This window comes from Paenibacillus cymbidii (genome assembly GCF_004764705.1).
Classification (GTDB): Bacteria; Bacillota; Bacilli; order Paenibacillales; family NBRC-103111; genus Paenibacillus_AN; species Paenibacillus_AN cymbidii.
The window spans coordinates 178,164-197,345 of the sequence record NZ_SHLX01000012.1; the positions used below are offsets into that span (position 1 = coordinate 178,164).

Below are 19,182 nucleotides of genomic sequence, written 5' to 3' on the forward strand. Positions count from 1 at the left end.
TGGGATCGAACGTTCAGGGAGGGAATGGCATGCGGCGAAAACCGGACTGGCGGCACAGTCATTTCGTGCGTCTGGTTCTCTCATATTGCTTGCTGGCGGTGTTGCTCGTCGGAGCGGCAGGCGGCTATTTGTACAACCGCGCCAATGCTGTGATGGCCGAGGAGATGAGCAAGGACAGCCAAACGACGCTCGCCAATATCCGCGACTATCTGGAGCAGACGCTGCTGCGCAAATACGAAGATACGTTCGTCACGAAGGCGATGACGACGGTCAATCCGGCCGGCACGGACGATCTTCTGGTGCTGCTGGAGAACGATCCGGCCAATTACATGTACAAAATCCGCAGCCTGATCGACGATATGGGCATCATCGCCTCTGCCAACGAAGGGCTTGCGGGCATCAGCATTTATATCAAGCGGGCGAATTACGTCATGAACGAATCGTATTATTATCACGACGCCGCCAGCTCGCCTGACGCCGCGTTCGTGCAAACGCTCGGCGACGTGCCGCCGTACCGATGGATCAAACGGACGAAGGGCGGCACCGGCGAACAAGTGCTGACGTATGTTTACACGCTGCCATACAAATTCCTGCATCAATACACGCTCGGCTACCTGTACATCGACATCCGTCTGGATTATCTGGAGCGGACGATTCGGCAAATGACCGGTTCGGTGCAAGGCACATTGCTTCTTTTCGACAAGGACGGGACGCCGATTTTCGAGCATCAGCAAGGCGGAGCGAGCGTAATGGCGTTAGTGGACGGTGCCATCGCCCGAGGCGGCTCGGAGCTCGGTGTGGCGGAAGACGACGCCGGTCGCAACATGATCGCCTTCATGCCGGCAGATGCTTCCCGCAACGGATGGAGCTACGTGCTCGTCAAGCCGATGAGCTCTTTCTACCTGACGACGGACAAATTCAAGCGCGATATTATTCGCTGCTGCCTGCTGATTGTGTTGACCGGTCTGCTGTCCGCTTATGTGGTGTCGAGCCGCATTTATTTGCCGCTCAAGCGGCTTGTGCTGCGCATCGGCGAGCATTACGACAACAACGGAACGCTTGCGCGCGGCAACGGCAACGAATTCAACGTGATCGATTCGTTCCTGCAATACACCGACCGGAAACTGATCCGGCTCCAGGACCAGGTGCGCGGCCAAAATCTGCTTCATCTGATCCACGGCAACATTGGCGCGATCGGCGATCTTGCCGCCGTTCCGGTCCATGTTCGTTATGTGCCGGTTCATCTTCGCTGCGCCGACGGCGCGCCGGAAGTTTTGAACGATTGGGTGGCCGCCCTGCAGCCGGTCGTTCCGTTCGATTCCGTCGGCATCAACAGCCAGGAGGCGGCGCTGCTGTTTTATCCCGATCCGGCGGAAGCGGGCGGCGACCGCGCCGTATTCGAACAGCTGCTGACGCATCTGGGCCGCTGTCCCGCAGCGCCGCTCTTGTCCATTGGCATCGGCGAAGCTGTCGCTTCCATGGAAGACATTCATCATGCTTATGCGCATGCCGTTTACTCCTGCGGGTACAGCTTCGTTTACGGCTATCCCGCGGTCATCCGCTATGAGGACATCCGCCATCGCCGGCCGCAGCATATCGCTTTTGCTTATGAAACCTACTTCAACGGCCTGCTTGCCGGCGACCGCCAGCTGACGGAGACGCTGATCGACGGCTTAGCGGCGTCGCTGGCCGAGCCGACGCTGCTGCTGGAATCGCTGGAGGTCAACGTGATGCAGTTTGCAACCTCGCTCTCCGGTTTTGTGATCGATCGCGGGCTGCAGGAGCTTTTTCCCGGTGCAAGCTTGTTTGTCGAAGCGAAAAAAACGACGCTGCACGAAACCGTGCTATGGATGAAGGGATGCGGCGAACGGATCGCGTCGTATTGCGCCGCCCGCGCCTCGAACGGCCATCAGCAGCTGATGCTCGAGCTGAAGCGGTATATCGACGAGCATCCGGAAGACGACATTTCGCTCGATTGGTTGGCAGAACGGGCCGGCATGACGCCGAATTACGTTTCCGCACTTTTTCGCGAGGCGCTGCACCTGCCGTTCAACGAATACGTCAACAAGGTCCGATTGGAAAAAGCGGCCGCGCTGCTGCTGGAGACGTCGTCTTCGGTATCGGAGATCGCCGAGCGGACCGGCTACCGTTACGCGCAGTATTTCATCCGCAAGTTCAAGGCCAAATATGGCGTTACGCCGACCCAATACAGGCAGGCGTTTGCCCCCTATGGCAGCGGCGCGGCGGGGTCGTCGGAAGCGTTGTCGTAACGGGAATTTCGTACGAATGACCCATCTCGGATATGGCACCTGGCTGAACTCTGTTGTGACGTCGCAAAGGCTCCCGTTTCATTTCGCCGAAAGAGGCAGTGTCGACCCGCATTTGCGTTGGTGCTGGAGAACGAGACATTTACTAAAAGTACACGATCATTTTCTCAAAAACGGGATCCGGGTTTCTGAACCTTACCATGGCCCCGACGGCAAACCATATTTTGATTTTTGGGCTACCGCAGAAGGTACGCGGCTCACGGCAGTGGAGGACAATACTTTAAAGAGCAAGGGATTCAAACCTTCTTTCACGAGGATTGGCGTTCGGGATTTGCGCGAGGCCGGCAAGTGGTATCAAGAATTTGTCGGAATGAAGGTTCATGAGGATCACAGCGAAGACGGCTACCTGTATTTGTCTCTGACCGAAAATTTCTCGGATGCCCATCGAGCCGTATGGATGCTGGAGCAACTGCCGAGCGATGCTTATACAGGCAAAATCAACGGACCCGTTCGACCGTTGACGTTGATTAAAAACCGGCAGGATTTTTTTGATTATCATCGCTATTTGCAAAACAGCGGGGTGGAGTGCGGCGATATAGGGGGACATTTGGATCAGGGAAGGGTCTTATTCCATTTCTATGACATGGACGGCAACCGATTTAACGTCACGCATTGCAAACCGATTTGATTTAACGAAACGAATAAGGAGCCAAGGCCATTCATTTCCGGATGGCCTTATTCATATCCGGGTACTCCACCTTCTCCCCTAAGGCTGCCCCATGGCCTCCGGAACAACCAATTCCCCGTTACGGCAAAGTTGAACAAAGGCGGAGACGCATTCGGGATCGAAGTGGGTGCCGCCGCCTTCGATAATCACCTGCAGCGCACGTTCCTGGGACCAGGGCTCGCGATACGATCTTCGCGAGGTCAACGCATCGTACACGTCCGCAATGGCTGCGATTCTGGCGAGCAAGGAAATTTCTGTGCCTTTCAGCTTGTCCGGATACCCCGTGCCGTCCCATTTTTCGTGATGGTGCCGGATGACGGACAGCTCTTCGGCCATGAACCCGATATATTTGCACATCTCGTAAGCTATAACCGGATGCTGCTCGATCACGTTTCTTTCGTCTGCGTCCAGCTTCCCCGGTTTGTTCAGGATCTCGCTGGGAATCTGTATTTTCCCTACATCGTGAATGAGACCGCCGCGTGCCAGAGCCCGCACCAGCTCGGGGTTCAGATTCATGGCCCGGGCCAGCTGCAAGCCGTACATGGCTACGCGGTAATTGTGACCGGCCGTATATTCATCTTTGGTTTCCGTGGCGACAATCAGATTTTTCATGCTGCTGGAGATACTGATGCGAAGTTGACCCGAGGATGGATGGCCATTCGTCTGATGAACGGTTTGTGTGACAGTTAGATTCGAACGGTATTGGGCAATGATGCCGAACATCAGCATCAAGGCCGACACGGCGAGGACAACATGATACAGCCACCAGGCCAATGTCCACATCATCGTGGTGACCATGATGCATTCGGTGACGGAAAGCAGAACGGAACCGAATACGATAGCCGCATGCAAAGGAAATGTGACGATCCGAAATTGCTGAAAATACCTTTTGGCTGCCAAAAGATACAGAAGGATGGTGAGAGAAGCTGCCAAATAATTAATCGGCGTGAAATCGATCGGAATGAAGTTGGACAGGTCGGGATAAAGAAGCGCCGCGATATTCATCAGGACGATAATGGTTACCCAGCCAACGACAATACTTCTCCGATGCTTCGACACCATGCGGATCATGATGTGGTCCGACGATAAGGTCGAGAGGAAAATCCAGATTGCGCACGTTGTCATCGCGACTTGGGAGGAAACGCCTGCCAGGTGGTGCTGATCGGCAATGATGAACCCGGGGGTAGAGAGGGCGTGAATGAGAAAAAAACCGTTCAGGGACAGAATGGCCAATGCCAGCATGAGCGCGCTCATATCCCGAAGTCGAATTCCCGTCCAGCCGACGGCAACGGCACTGACGGCCAAGGCAAGAAGGGTGGGAGAAATCACGTAAAAGTGGAAGCGGGGGAGATCCCACATGGTATCGTGTCCGGGGAACGCGACAAGATACGCATACCCGAGAAGAAGAACGACAGTGGTTATTGACATGACGAATAATAAAGAACGCGGCGAACGCGGCATCATCATACCCACTTTCCGTTACAGGTTTTCTTCCAAAGCCGTATGTTCAGGATTCGACACCAGTCGTGTCAAATCCTGCTAATTATCGTTTTCCTATTCGGCCGACCGGGCTCTTGCTTCGAGCCCTCTTCCGTCCGGTTCACCGCCGATTTCCGTTCCGCTGCGGCAAAACACCGCCGATTGTTGCTTTTTATAATGGTTTCGAGGTTATTATTATAGCCGCCGGGGCGTTCGGGGCGATACAGTGGAAGCAAACAGCGAGGACGAAGGCAACCGCAGCACGGGCGGCGGCTTCGTCAACAACAGAAATGGGGCGCAAGCAATGACGAGGCAATACGCGAAGTGCAAATATTTGTTCCTGCTGCTGCTCCCCGCGCTCGTCTGGTACACGATCTTTTCCTACGGGCCGTTGTACGGCGTGCAGCTGGCGTTTAAGGAATTTCGCATTTTGCAGGGCATCGGCGGCAGCCCGTGGATCGGCTTTCACTATTTCGAGATGATGCTGAACGGGTCGCAGGATTTTTTCCAAATTGTACGCAATACGCTCGTGCTTAGCTTCTACCATATCGTCTTCGGCTTCCCGGCGCCGATCGTGCTGGCGCTGCTGTTCAACGAGCTGCGGCTGCAATGGTTCAAGAAGCTGGCGCAGGCGATATCGTATTTGCCGCATTTTTTCTCCTGGGTTGTGCTGTCGGGCTTCCTGATTACGGTGCTGTCGCCGTCGACCGGCGTCGTCAACCAACTGCTGGAGCTCGTCCATCTGAAGCCGATTTATTTTATCGGCGATCCGCATTATTTTCGCTTCACGCTGGTCGTGTCGGGCATCTGGAAAGAAGTCGGCTGGGGCGCGATCATCTATTTGGCGGCGCTGGCCAGCACCGACCCGCAGTTGTACGAAGCCGCCGTGATCGACGGCGCCGGCCGCTGGAAGCAGCTGCTGCACATCACGCTTCCTTCGTTGATCCCGGTCGTATCGATCATGCTCATCTTCCGCATCGGCGGCATTCTCGACGCAGGCTTCGACCAGGTGCTCAATCTGTACACGCCCGCGACGTACCAGGTCGCCGATATCCTCGACACTTACGTCTACCGGCTCGGCCTCGAACAAATGCAGTTCGGCTTCGCCACTGCCGTCGGCCTGTTCAAGAACGTGATCGCCTTTGCGCTGGTGCTGCTCGCCAATTACGCGGTGCGAAAGTCGGGCGAAGAAGGATTACTTTGATCAAGAAAGGATGAAGCCCGATGACAATCATGACCTGGGGCGAGCGGGTGTTCCAGTGGCTGCTTATTGCGGGGATTATGCTGCTGTGCGTCTGCATGATTTACCCGTTCCTCCACGAGCTGTCCATCTCGCTGAGCTCGCACAAGGAAGCGCTGCGGCCGGGCGTCCACTTGTACCCGCGAGAGCTGTCGAGCGAAGCGTACCGCCAAGTGTTCCAATCGGGCAATCTGTGGACCGCGATGTACAATTCCGTCTTCCGCACCGTCGTCGGCACGCTGCTGATGCTGCTGATCATGACAACGGCCGCCTACGCGCTGTCCAAAACGTATTTGCCGCATCGCCGGCTTTATACGCTGTATATCGTCATTACGATGTTTTTCAGCGGCGGCCTGCTGCCGACCTATTTGCTGGTCAAGGGGCTCGGCCTGTTCGACACGCGTTGGTCGCTGATCGTGCCGGTGCTGATGAACACGTATTGGATGATTATCATGCGCAATTTTTTCATGAGCTTCTCCGTCGAGATCGAAGAGTCGGCCAAAATGGACGGCGCCAACGACATCCGCATCCTTGCCTCGATCATCATGCCCTTGTCGAAGCCGATTCTGGCGACGATCGGTCTGTTCTGCGCCGTGTTCCACTGGAACGCCTGGTTCGACGCGCTGATCTACACGCAAGACAAATCGCTGACGATTCTGCAAATCCTGCTGCGCCGGCTGATCATTACCGGCGACAATCTCGATATCCAGTCGATGATGGCCAGCGCCCAGGCGCCGCCGCCGGAATCGATCAAAGCGGCCATCCTCATGGTGGTGACGGCTCCGATTCTGCTCGTGTATCCGTTTCTGCAGAAATATTTTACCAAAGGCATTCTGGTCGGTTCGGTCAAAGGCTGACCGGCCCGCGTTTCAGGCTGTATTTAACAGGGCAGCTATAGATGTTCTGTCAAATAAACGCTCCACCGGAACGAACGCGTCCGTCTTGCGGCGCACAAGCCGTTCGCCGTCGTTCCCCAGGCACGAGAAGCACGATAAACGGGAGGTCACAACACATGTACGCAACAAGCAAAGCCAAAACGGCAGGGGCGGCGCTGCTCGCCGGAGCCCTGCTGCTGGCGGGATGCTCCGGATCCGGAGGCGGCAAAAGCGGAACGGGAACACAAGCTTCGGCTTCGCCGGGCGGCTCCCCGGCAGCAACGACAGCGGCGGAGAAGCCGGTGGAAATCAAATGGGTCGGCTGGTACCCGCCGGACACGGACGATACGTTCGCCCAGAAGTTTCTGGAGAAAAAGTTCAACATTAAAATCACGAATATCAAGCTGGACCGGACAACGGCGGCGCAACAGCTGAACGTGAAGCTGTCGTCGGGCGAAATACCCGATGTCATCCCGGCGTTCGTCGACATCAACGGCTACGCCCAAATGGTGAAGCAAGGCATTGCGGCCGAGCTGCCTGTGGACGAAATCCGCAAGTACATGCCGAACTACGCCAAGTTCATCGATAACCTCGATCCGTCGATCTGGAGAAACGGCGTCATCGACGGCAAAAACTACGGCATTCCCCGCACGTACGGCGAAGGGGACGCGTATTTCATCCCGTCGTACAACACGGCCTGGCTGAAGGCGGCCGGCTACAGCGCCCCGCCGAAAACGCTGGCCGAGCTGGAGGATCTGCTGACCAAGTTCCGCAACAACGATCCCGACGGCAACGGCAAAAAGGACACGTACGGCATCTCCGCCCGGGGCAAGGATACGCTCGGGTCGAACCAGATTTTCAACACGGTGTTCGGCGCTTACGGGGTGAACCCGAACGCCTGGAATGTGGCAAACGGCAAGCTGCAATTCGGCATTACGCTGGAAGGCGCAAGGCAGGCGTTCAAGACGCTGAACAAATGGTACAAGGCGGAGCTGATCGATCCCGAGTTCATTACCGACGATTGGGATCAATACCGCGGCAAATTCATCAACGGCAAATTCGGCATGCTGGACCAGGCGCTGTGGTACCACCTCGACCCGAGCGGCCCTGTCGGCGGGGACGCGAAGAAGGTCGGCATGACGTTCACCGTCGGCCAGCCCCTGCAAGGGCCGGACGGCAAGCAGTACGCGACGGCGCAAGGCCCCGGCATGGTGCCGACGATCATGAGCGTTGCGGCGTACAAGGACGAAAAGAAGCGGCAAAAAATTTACCAGCTGCTTGACGCGATGGCGCTCGACCCGGAAACGTACCTGGCCGTCATTTACGGCGAGAAGGGCGTACATTACGACGTCGTCGACGGCGCGGCGGTGCCGAAGCCGGAGTACGTCGATCAGCAGAAGGCGGGGGCGGTGGCCGGGATCGGCTATTTCTACGGCATCTTCAAAGGCAATACGATGACGAATCTGGACCGGCCGAAAAGCCAGCTCGACCTCCGGGCCAGCATCGTGCAGAACAATGTCGTCCGGCTGACGGACGCATTGCCGCTTTCGATTCTGCCGAGCTGGTCGGCGAACAGCGACGCGCTGACGAAGCTGATCAAGGAATACGAAATCCGTTTCGTAACGGGTGCGACCGATACGGACAAAGGGTTTGACGACTTCGTTGCACTGCTGAACAAAACCGGGCTGCAGGCGGCGACGGACGAAGCGAACAAGCTGTACGCGGAACGCAACAAAAAATAGACGGGAAGCTTGCCGGCGGCGGCGGGGCGCGTTCATGCGCCTCGGCCGCCTGCTGTCACGCAAGCGGCCGTGAAAAGGAAGGGAGAGGTTGGCGATGCAGGTTGACAAGCTGGCGCTGCTTGGCGGCGAACCGGTAAAAACGACGCCGTACGGCACGGGCAAACGGTTTGGCGAAGAGGAGCTGAAGGAGCTTGCGGAAGCGCTCGAGCAGAATACGTTGTTCTATCATTCGGGCAACAAAGTGAAGCGGTTTTTGCGCGAGTTTAACGAGCTGTACGGCGCTCCGTACAGCGTCGCGACGTCGTCGGGCACGGCGGCGATTCACGTCGCGCTGGGCGCAGCGGGCGTTACCGTCGGCGACGAAGTGATTACGAGCCCGATTACCGATCAAGGGACGATCATCGGCATTTTGTTTCAGAATGCGATTCCGGTCTTTGCCGATCTGGAGCCGGATACGTACAACATGGACCCGCGTTCGATCGAGGCGCGGATCACGGAGCGGACGAAGGCGATTGTCGTCGTTCACCTGGCAGGCAACCCGGCCGACATGGAGGCGATCATGGCGATCGCCCGCAAGCGCGGGGTGAAAGTGATCGAGGACTGCGCCCAAAGCTACCTTGCCCCGTATCGCGGCCGTTACGTCGGCGCCTGGGGCGATTACGGCTGCTTCAGCACGAACGATTTCAAACACATGTCGACCGGGGACGGCGGCCTCGTGCTGGTCAATTCCGGCGACGAGGCGGATTATCGCAAAACGCATTCGTTCGCCGACAAAAATTACCAGCGGCTCGATAGCGCCGTCACCCGCGATATCGAAGGACTGGCGCCGAATTACCGCATGACCGAACTGCAGGGGGCGGTCGGCATCGCGCAGCTGCGCAAGCTGCCGTGGATTTGCCGGACGCGGCAGCAATACGGCGACCGCATCACCGCCGGCATCGCCGGGCTGCCGGGCATCGTGCCGAGGCGGGTGGTCGAAGGCGCGGAAAGCTCATACTGGTTTTACATGCTGCGGCTGGAGGAGGAGAAGCTCGGCTGCACGCGGGAGCAGTTCAGCGCGGCGCTGACGGCCGAAGGCATCACCAACTCGGGCGGCTACCTCCTCCGTCCGATATACGGCAGCGCCATGTTTCAGCGGCGGACGGCTTATGCGGGCAGCCATTTTCCGTTCGATCTGACCGGCGCGACCTATCCGCCGGGGCTGTGCCCGGAAGCGGAGCGCATTCTGCAGACGTGCGTAACGATGCCGCTGAACGAGTTTTATACGGAGCAAGACATCGACGACATCATCGCGGGCATTCGCAAGGTGGCGCTGTACTACGGGCGGCCGTAGCGGCGAGGGCTGCCGCCGGCGCGCGGCATCCGGGCGAATGCCAATCGAGGGAGAAGAGGAATGAACATGAAATTGGCACAAGTGGGCATCTTGTTCGACAAGTCCTATGCGGAGCGCCATTGGCGTTACGGATTGAACACATTCGAAGCTTACATCGGCGAAATATTGGGTCATGCCGGCATCCCGTGCGTGTGGCTGAACGCGCCTGCGGAGCTTGAGGCGAGCGGCTGCGATATCGTGATCGTCGCCTGCGCGGAGGAGACCGCCCGGACGGCAGAGCTGCTGTGGCGGTACGCGGAGAGCGGCGGCCGCGTCGTCAGCTACGGCGGGCTCGATTGCCTGGCGCGCAAGCTTGGCTATCGCGCCGCGCCGGAGCGCGCGCCCGGTTACGCCGAGCTGCCGGCGTGGGCGGACGGCGCGGTGCCGCCGCTGCGCTGGCTGCAGGCGAAGCCGTGGCGGGAAGCGTGGGGGCGCGAAGCGGCGGATGACGGCGGCTTCGCGCCGGCGACCGGTTTCGGCACGCTGCACCGCGGCCGTCCGGGCGGCGAGCCGGCGGGTGCGGCGCTGCAGCGGTTCGCCGTCGGCAGCGGTTCGATCGACCGCTGGGCGGTCGACATTGCTTCCACTGTCGTTGGGCTGCAGCAGGGCACGAAGCCGGTGCTGGCGGACGGCATTCCGGCCGGCGACGGCACGGCTCCGGTAGACGAGGGCACGCTGAAAGCCGACGACTGCATCGAGCTCGATTGGGAGCTGGACCGGCTCGAAACGGAGACGGGCAAACGGTATTTTGCCTACCCGTATGCGGACTATTGGCGGGAAGCGGCGATCGGCCACCTGCTGCGGCTCGCCGTCGGCGCGGGGCTGACGCTGCCGGTCGTCGACTATTGGCCGGAAGGCGTTGAAGGCGTGGCGATGTTCTCGCACGACAGCGATATCAATCTCGACGAGCATGCGGCGCGCACGCTGGAGGTGCTGGCGGAGTGCGGCATCCAGACGACCTGGTGCATGATCGAGCCCGGTTACGACCCGTCCTATTACGTCAAAATCAAGGAAGCGGGACATGAGCTCGCCTTTCATTATGACGCGCTTGCGGAGGACGACCGCATCTGGGACGAGGCCGAGTTCAACCGCCAGCTGGCGTGGCTGAAGGAAGCGGCGGACATCGACAGCGTGGCGTCGAATAAAAATCACTATACCCGCATCGACGGCTGGGGCGACTTGTTCGCCTGGTGCGAGCGCAGCGGGATCGGCATCGACCAGACGCGCGGCCCGAGCAAAAAAGGCAACGTCGGCTTCCTGTTCGGCACCTGCCATCCGTATTTCCCGATCGCCTGGGCCGACGAGCGCAACCGGCTGTACAACGTGCTGGAAATCGGCTTCCTGACACAGGACATCGACCATTGGGGATTGGCCGACTTCAGCGTGGTGCCGCCGTTTCTGGAGCAGGTGCGGCGGGTGGGCGGCTTCGCCCATTTCCTGTCGCACCAGAACCAGATTCACGGGCAGCCGGCCGTTGCCGCAGCCGTCGGCCGCATCGTCGCCGAAGCCCGCAGTCGCGGCTTCGTGTTCTGGACGAGCGAGCGCATCGGCAACTGGGAGCGGGCGCGCCGTACGGTCGCCTTCGCCGGCTCCGGCGAAGGCGGGGCGCTGCGTTTTGCCGGCGCGCCGGAAGCGGTCGGCGCCGTCGTCTGGACGCCGCTCGGCGAAGCGGAGGCGGAGCGGGCGGAAGGCAGGAGATTCGGGCTGCCCTGCGCGAAATATATCGTTAGCAATTAGCCCTGTTACGAGGAGGGAACGGCATGTTGGAAAAAGAGCGACCATACGCCTTCCGTCGCAGGCTTGACGAGGTGCACCGGCCGGACCGCCTCGATCCGGATGCCCGTCCGGCAGACGGCGAAACCGCCGTCACCGACGACTGGGCGATCGTCGTAAGCGTTGGGGCGAGCGAGCTGCTGCTTACGGCGGCGCTCGATTTGCAGCACTATTTGCTCGTCAGCATGCGGGTGTCGGTGCCGCTTCGCCGTGTCGGCGATGTGGCCGCCTGGGCCGGCGAAGCTGGCGGCGCGCCGGCTGTCGTGCTCGCCACGAAGGAGGAGCTGCCGCAGTTCGGCGGCGCGTTGACGGAAACGCGCAGCTACCGGCTTGCGGCCGGCGGCGGGCGAATCGTCATCTGCGGCAACGAGGACCGCGGCGCCGCCCAGGGCAGCTACTACCTGGAAGATTTGATGAACCTGCGCGACGCACCGTTCGTGCGCGCCATGGACGTGACGCGCAAGCCGCTGTTTACGCCGCGGATGGCGCATTCGGGCTGGGGGCTGGACCAGTTCCCCGACCCGCATCTGAACGTGCTTGCGCACGCCGGCATCGACGCCATTCTCGTCTTTGTCGAAGACGTGGACCGGACGCCGACCGGCTATCTCGACTTCAATAATCTGGTCGACCGCGCCGAACGGTACGGCATCGACGTGTACATGTACAGCTACCTGGTCAGCCAGAAAAAAGTGAACCGGGTGCAGCCGCACCCCGATGACCCGGGGGCGGAAGCTTACTATGAGCGCCTGTACGGCAGCATCATGGTGGCATGTCCGCGTTTCAAGGGCATCGTGCTGGTCGGAGAATCGATGGAGTTCCGCAGCCACGACCCGAACGTCGCCGAAGTGACTCGTCTCGAATGGCCGGAGGAGCAGGTGCGCACGAAGCCGAGTCCCGGCTGGTGGCCGTGCCGCGATTTTCCGCGGTGGGTGAGCCTGGTTCGCGACACGATTCACCGGCATAGCCCGGACACGGAGATCGTGTTCTGGACGTACAATTGGGGCTGGGCGCCGGAGGAGGAGCGGCTGCGGCTGATCCGCGAGCTGCCGGCGGGCATTACGCTGCAGGTGACGTTCGAAATGTTCCAGCAAGTGCCGCGCGAAGGCGTGACGCATGTATGCGTCGACTATACGGCGTCGTCCGTCGGGCCCGGCGCTTATTTTGCCAGCGAGGCGCAAGCCGCCCGCGAGCGCGGCATGAAGCTGTATTCGATGAGCAACACCGGCGGCATGACCTGGGACTTCGGCGTCATCCCGTTCGAGCCGGTGCCGTACCAGTGGACCTTACGCCATAACGCCGTACATGAAGCGCAGCGCAAGTGGGGCTTGTCCGGCCTGATGGAGAACCACCATTACGGCTTCTGGCCCTCCTTCGTCGCCGACTTGGCCAAGTGGAGCTACTGGTCTCCGAGCCCGTCGCCGGAGGAGCTGTACGAGGCGATCGCACGCCGGGATTACGGCGCTGCCGCGGCGCCGCCGGCGCTGGATGCCTGGAGGCACTGGAGCGAAGCGATTCGCGATTACGTGCCGACCAACGAGGACCAGTACGGTCCGTTCCGGGTCGGTCCGTCGTATCCGCTCGTGTTCCGCCAGGCGGTGAAGCTTCCGGAGGCGTGGCATGCGCTGTGGGGCAACCTGATCGTGCTCACCGATTACAAGCCGCTCGAGGACCCGCGGCAATCGCCGGGCGCGGCCCGGGTGGCGGTCGAGCTGCGGGCGCTGGAGCGAATGCTTGCGCGCTGGCAGACCGGCAACGAATGCCTCGAGCAAGCGCTGCCGCTTGTCCCGGCACGCAAGCTGCCGGAGGCGCGGCGGCTGCTCGGGATGAATCGCTTCATCGTGCTGACGATCCGCACGACGCTGCACGCCAAGCGTTGGTGGCTGCTGAAGATGCGGCTCGGGCTTGAGCCGGATCCGGTGCAGGCCGGCGCGCTGCTCGACGAGATGGCGCGGCTCGCGGCGGCGGAAATCGCCAACGCGGAAGCGGCGATTCCGCTGGTGGAGGCCGATTCGCGGCTCGGCTGGGAGGCGTCGATGGATTACATGACCGACGCGGCGCACTTGCGCTGGAAAATCGAGCAGGTGCAAGCGGTGCTCGAGGTTGAATTTCCCCAGTACCGCAAGTCGCTCGGGTTGTGCGACTGAATGACTCCCGAAGCGCCCGCCATCCCGCGGCGGCTCGAAAATAGGCCATAAAATGGCCTATTTTTATATTTTAACCCTTTTAATGTAAAATGATCTGTATTGCGGTAACGTGGTGAGTGGTTTTTCCTTGGCAACGTGTCGGTTTCGTTCGGCAAGTTGGTTCCGATGAGTGTGCAAACTGTTTTTTGACTGGATGGAGCTCTTAACTGCATGATACAATCATGGAAATCGATGGCGCGTATGGGGAGTGATCGTTTGAATCCGATATATATGATCAGACGAACGACGATATGGACCAAGCTGGTATTGACATTCCTGTTCACAATGACGCCCTTATATATCATTAGTTTACAAATTAATCAAATGGGGTCCGATAACGTCAAGCATGAAATACTGGGGTCGCTGGATTCCAGGCTGCATTACTATTTAACGTCCTTCGAAGCCGAAGTCAACCGGATTCTGAAGCTCCAGGACCAGTACGGCGTTGACGAGGATATCGAGAAACTGAGTGCCATCCCGCCTTCCATGACCGAATACGAAATCATCGAGACTCAGAAGCGGGTGCAGAACAAATTGCTGGTGCTGAAAAATTCCAGTTTGTTCGTGGAGGAATCGACGGCGTACATTCCGATGCTGGAGAAAACGCTCAACTCCGTGTCGTATACCGACGAAATGCCGGCTGGGCAGGTGCAGGAGCTGCAAGCGCTCGCTCGCACGCAAAAGTCGCCGCTTGTCTCGTGGAACGGCCAGTTGCTGCTCAACAACATTTTCCCGAACCCGGCCTACTCGGAGCGCAAACCGGCTTTCATTTTGCAAACGGTGCTTTCCGAGCGGGACATTCTCCGCTATTTGCCTCAAGCAACGAATCAGAAAAAAGAAGAAGCGGTACTCCTCAATCTGCAGCAAGATTGGGCAATAGCCAACCATCCCGATCCGGCGATGATTGCCGATTTGACTGCGTTCCTGAAGCTTCCCGAGCATACGAGTGAGCCGTCGGGGACCGGGTCGATGAAAGTCGGAGACAAGACTTACGTCGTTTCGTACGAATACTCGCCGCTGCTCAATACGTACTTTCTCATTTATTTGCCAAAAGGCGAAATCTCCGGCTTGCTCCACAAATACCGGGTCTGGTTCTGGATATTATCGGTCGTCTCCTTCTTCGTCATCCTGCTCTTCTCTTATTGGATTTACCGGGTCATTCACAGTCCGCTGAAAAATTTGGTGCTCGCGTTCCGCAAGGTGGAAGGTGGAGCCATGGACGTACGGATTCGGCACCGAAACTTCACCGAATTCGATTACTTGTACGGACAGTTCAACTCGATGGTGGCCAAATTGCACGTCCTGATAAACGAAGTGTACGAGTCGCAAATCCGGTCGCAGCGTTCCGAGCTCAAGCAACTGCAATCGCAGATCAATCCGCATTTTCTGTACAACACTTACTTTATGGTGAGACGCATGGCGGAGGAATACGATTTTGAGAACATCGCCAGCGTGACGCAGCATCTCGGCGATTATCTGCTGTACATCACCCGCAATGCGGAGGATATGGTGCGTCTGGAGACGGAGTGGCGGCACACGTTATCCTACATCGAAATTCAATCGATGCGGTTCCAGAGGAGAATCGTTATGAACGTAGGCGAGCTTCCCGCAGCGTGCAAGGACTGGAAGGTGCCCAAATTGTTTTTGCAGCCATTGATCGAAAATGTTTACGTCCACGGGTTAAAAGACAAACTATCCGGCGGCGTGGCGGAATTGTCGGCACAGCTTGGCGACGGCTGCGTAATCATCCGCATCCAGGATAACGGCGAGGGCTGCGACGAACGGCAAATCGACCGCATGACGGCCCAACTGCTTCAACGCGATATCGAAACCGAAACGACGGGGTTGATCAACGTGCATCGCAGGCTGCAATTGACATACGGTCGGCAATACGGCATCCGGCTGGCGGCAGGGAGTTTGGGCGGCCTTTCGGTCGAAGTGGCGATTCCCCAACCGCCCCTGACCGAATCGGTCGCAACCGAACCAGCTCCAAACCCTTCCATCCCCACTATTCCAACCAAAGAGGTGTAGGGCCATGTACCGGATTTTGATCGTGGATGACGAAGCGTACATCGTGCAAGGCTTGATCGGCTTGATTCAGAAGACGGAGGATCTCGAGCTAGAGGTCTACAAGGCTTATTCCGCAAGCGAGGCGCTCAACTGGCTCGACCGCACCAAAATCGATATCGTGCTGTCGGACATTTCGATGCCGGGTGTCGACGGACTTTCGCTGCAGAAGGAAATCATCCGGCTGTGGCCGCGTTGCCGGATCATTTTTTTGACCGGATACAGCGACTTCGCCTATGTGAAAGAAGCGGTGCGCCATCAGGCGGTCGATTACATACTCAAGGCGGAAGGCGACGACGTCATCCTCCGATCGATCAGTCAAGCGATCCGGTCGCTGGACCAGGAATTTGCCGGCGCCAATTTGCTGCAGGCGGCGAGCGATCAGTTGCAGAAGGCGCTTCCCGCCTTGCAGAAGGAATATTTGCTCGACGTTCTGCACGGCGAGGCGAAGGCGCTCAACCATTTGCCGGCGCAGCTGGACAATCTGCAAATTCCGCTTCGTCCGGAGCATCCCGTGTTGCTGGTCGTCGGCAAGGTGGACGATGAGCAGAAGTTCGGCGGCGACTCCGACAGGGCGCTGCTGTTGTACGCCTGGCAGAACGTTGCGTCAGAGTTGCTGAACGATTCGGCTCGCCATATTTCGCTCGTATACGACCGTTCCAACGTCGTCTGGCTGCTGCAGCCGATCGTCGGCCATGACGGCGAACAAACGATGCAGGAGGATTACAAGCGAACCGTCCGGTTCGTCGAAGGCTGCCTGGAAACGATACAGGAGCACAGCCGCCGGCTGCTGCGACTGAAGGTGTCCTTCGCGTTCGCCAAACAATTCGTTCGTTGGGAGGATGCGGCGGAGAAGTTCGAAGCGCTGCAGCTGACGCTCGGGCGCAGCCGGTATTTGGGCCAGGAAGTGCTCCTGACGGAAGATTCGTTTCAACTCGCGATGACGACCGGATTTCCGCAGGCGGGCATACGCAAGCTGTCGCAGCAGATCGGGCTGCTGGAGGGCTATTTGGAGAGCGGCAGGCGGGACGAGTTTTTCGACCTGTACGAGTCGCTGGCGAAGGATGCCGGCGAACCTGTCCCCGCCGTGCGGGTGCTTGTGTATCATCGTTTGATCGTGTTGTTCGTTTCGTATATGACGCAGGAGGGCTGCTACCAGTCGCTGGGCGAAAAGTGGCAGTTGACGCAGTTGACCCGCTACGAATCGCACGGTTCGTGGGTAGAGGCGATGGCTTATTTCCGCGAGCTGGCGGAGCGGCTCTTCGAGTTGAAAGCGATGGACGCTCAGCAGCAGAGCCATCATCTCGTTGCGAAGATCAATCAATACATCGAAAAGAATCTGACGGGAGACTTGTCGCTTACCCGCATCGGTGAATGGCTGTCGCTCAATCCTTATTATTTGTCCCGCTTGTACAAGCAGCTGGCGGGGACGAATTTGACCGATACGATCGCCGAAGCGCGGCTGGAGCGGGCCCGAAAGCTGCTGCTTCACACCAATCTGAAAATTATCGACATCGCCGCCCAGGTCGGCTTCGAATCGAACGCCTACTTCCATCGCGTGTTCAAAAAAGCGACGAACCTGACCCCCCACGAATTCAGGGAAAGGGCAAACTCGTTCAAATAGTCCAGTATTCGTGCAAATCTTATAATTGAACGCGTTCGGCTAACGGATTCATAATAAAAGAGTAGAAGGAACGCCAATCAAAGCGGGGGATGATGCAGATGAAACAAATTTCGGCAAGGTCTATCGGGATGGCAGGCACACTGTCGCTTGCGCTGCTGGCAGCGGCATGCAGCAGCGATACCGGCAACTCTTCGGCGCCGGCTTCCACGGCTCCGCCCTCGAGCGGCACGTCCGCAGCGTCGTCGGCGCCAGTCGAGCCGCTGGGCAAGTACGATCCGCCCATCGATATGACATTCGTCAAGGTAATCGATCAGTCGACCAAGTTCAAGGAAGGCGAATCGATCGACAACAATGCCTGGACGAAAATTTACAAAGAACGGCTCGGCATCAACGTCAAGTTCGACTGGACCGTAACGGGGACGGAGGATCAATATTTTCAGAAGCTGAACGTTTCGATCGCGTCCGGCACCATTCCCGATTCGTTCATGGTTAATGCGCAGACGCTCGCCAAGCTGGTGGAAGCGGGGCAAATCGAAGATTTGACGCCGGTGTTCGAGAAGTATTTGTCCGCGAACAGCAGAGACTTGTTTTACGCCGATGGCGGCCGGGCGCTGAAAGCGGCTACGTTCGGCGGCAAGCTGATGGCGCTGCCGAGCATCCAATCCGAAATCGACAATACGTTCGTGCTGTGGGTGCGAACCGACTGGCTGAAAAAACTGAATTTGCCCGAGCCCAAAACGATGGCGGACGTCTTCAAAATATCCGAAGCGTTCACCAACCAGGATCCGGACGGCAACGGCAAAAAGGATACGTTCGGGCTCGGCGTCGACAAACTGCTGTGGGACGGTTTCCCCGGATTGGACGGCTTCTTCAACAGCTTTCACGCCTATCCGAACATGTGGGTGCCGGACGCCTCCGGCAAGCTGGTGAGCGGCAATACGCAGCCCGAGATGAAAGCGGCGCTGGCGAAGCTGCAGGAAATGTACAAAGCCGGCCAAATCGACAAGGAGTTCGGCATCAAAGACTCGGCGAAGGTGGCGGAATCGCTCAATTCCGGCAAGCTCGGCATGTATTACGGGCAAGCCTGGACGCCGCTGTGGCCGATGCAGGACGGCAAAAATCTCGATCCCGGCATGGAGTGGCAAGCGTACCCGCTGCCAAGCATCGACGGCAAACCGGCGAAAGCGCAATCGACATTCCCGATCAAACAGTACTTTGTTGTCAAGAAGGGCTTCAAGCATCCGGAAGCGCTCGTCAAGCTGATGAACTTGTGGAAAGACAACGAAATTAAGGATAACGAAAAAATATACGGACAGGATGGCGGGATTCCCATATTCAAATACGCCGTTACGGCGGGCGCCGATCCGCATCAGAATTTGAAGGCTTATCTAAAAGTGGACGAAACGCTGAAGTCGAAGGATACCTCCAAATTGACGCCGGGTGAAAAAATCGGCTACGACAACATTCAGAAATTTTTGAACGGCGATCAAAAGCTGTGGGGCAATTACCTGGTGTTCGGACCGAACAGCTCCTACTCGATCATCAACAAATATTTGGCCGACAAGCTCATCCAGTATGACGCCTTCTACGGTGCGCCTACGGAGACGATGGGCGAAAAAACCGCGGCGCTGAACAAGCTGCAGCTCGAGTCGTTCACGAAGATCATCATGGGCGAAGCGCCGATCGACAACTTCGACAAGTATGTCAACGACTACAACAAGCTCGGCGGCGAACAAATGACACAGGAAGTAAACGCCTGGTATGCGAAGCAGGCGAAGTAATCGCACAGGGGAAAGCGCGGCTGCCCGCTTTCCCTTTTTCATTCGGACGACG

General features: G+C 58.3%; 12 protein-coding genes. 11 read left to right on the forward strand and 1 reads right to left on the reverse strand.

The window, feature by feature from the left end; all coding sequences use genetic code 11:
• Positions 1–29 precede the first annotated feature (29 nt).
• On the forward strand, positions 30–2,270 hold the full coding sequence (locus EXY20_RS18130; protein WP_135553516.1) for a helix-turn-helix domain-containing protein: 2,241 nt from the start codon (positions 30–32) through the stop codon (positions 2,268–2,270).
• Positions 2,271–2,286: 16 nt separating this feature from the next.
• Positions 2,287–2,955, forward strand: a complete 669-nt coding sequence (locus EXY20_RS18135; RefSeq protein ID WP_135553517.1) for a VOC family protein — start codon at positions 2,287–2,289, stop codon at positions 2,953–2,955.
• Positions 2,956–3,033: 78 nt separating this feature from the next.
• Here EXY20_RS18135 and EXY20_RS18140 read toward each other — a convergent pair whose 3' ends face one another.
• Positions 3,034–4,461, reverse strand: coding sequence for an HD-GYP domain-containing protein (locus tag EXY20_RS18140; RefSeq protein WP_135553518.1), 1,428 nt, complete (start codon positions 4,459–4,461; stop codon positions 3,034–3,036).
• 238 nt (positions 4,462–4,699) lie between these two features.
• On the opposite strand from EXY20_RS18140, the gene EXY20_RS18145 reads away from it, so the two are divergent.
• The 9 genes from EXY20_RS18145 (at position 4,700) to EXY20_RS18185 (ending at position 19,130) form a co-directional block, all read left to right on the forward strand.
• Complete coding sequence (locus EXY20_RS18145) at positions 4,700–5,677, forward strand: ABC transporter permease (RefSeq protein WP_235886084.1); 978 nt, start codon at positions 4,700–4,702, stop codon at positions 5,675–5,677.
• A 20-nt stretch (positions 5,678–5,697) separates the two neighbouring features.
• On the forward strand, positions 5,698–6,570 hold the full coding sequence (locus EXY20_RS18150; RefSeq protein WP_135553519.1) for a carbohydrate ABC transporter permease: 873 nt from the start codon (positions 5,698–5,700) through the stop codon (positions 6,568–6,570).
• A 155-nt stretch (positions 6,571–6,725) separates the two neighbouring features.
• On the forward strand, positions 6,726–8,330 hold the full coding sequence (locus tag EXY20_RS18155; RefSeq protein WP_167859336.1) for an extracellular solute-binding protein: 1,605 nt from the start codon (positions 6,726–6,728) through the stop codon (positions 8,328–8,330).
• A gap of 94 nt (positions 8,331–8,424) precedes the next feature.
• Positions 8,425–9,663, forward strand: coding sequence for a DegT/DnrJ/EryC1/StrS family aminotransferase (locus tag EXY20_RS18160; protein WP_135553564.1), 1,239 nt, complete (start codon positions 8,425–8,427; stop codon positions 9,661–9,663).
• 60 nt (positions 9,664–9,723) lie between these two features.
• Positions 9,724–11,439 (forward strand): polysaccharide deacetylase family protein, encoded by a 1,716-nt coding sequence (locus EXY20_RS18165; RefSeq protein ID WP_235886085.1) that lies wholly within the window; start codon positions 9,724–9,726, stop codon positions 11,437–11,439.
• A gap of 23 nt (positions 11,440–11,462) precedes the next feature.
• Positions 11,463–13,619, forward strand: a complete 2,157-nt coding sequence (locus EXY20_RS18170; protein WP_135553521.1) for a hypothetical protein — start codon at positions 11,463–11,465, stop codon at positions 13,617–13,619.
• Between the two features lie 255 nt (positions 13,620–13,874).
• Entirely contained in the window at positions 13,875–15,689 is a 1,815-nt protein-coding gene (locus tag EXY20_RS18175; RefSeq protein ID WP_167859337.1) for a sensor histidine kinase, read from the forward strand.
• A 4-nt stretch (positions 15,690–15,693) separates the two neighbouring features.
• The gene (locus tag EXY20_RS18180; protein ID WP_135553523.1) at positions 15,694–17,349 is read left to right on the forward strand and encodes a response regulator; all 1,656 of its coding nucleotides are present in this window, start codon (positions 15,694–15,696) and stop codon (positions 17,347–17,349) included.
• 98 nt (positions 17,350–17,447) lie between these two features.
• Positions 17,448–19,130, forward strand: coding sequence for an extracellular solute-binding protein (locus tag EXY20_RS18185; RefSeq protein WP_167859338.1), 1,683 nt, complete (start codon positions 17,448–17,450; stop codon positions 19,128–19,130).
• The last annotated feature ends 52 nt before the right edge of the window (positions 19,131–19,182 follow it).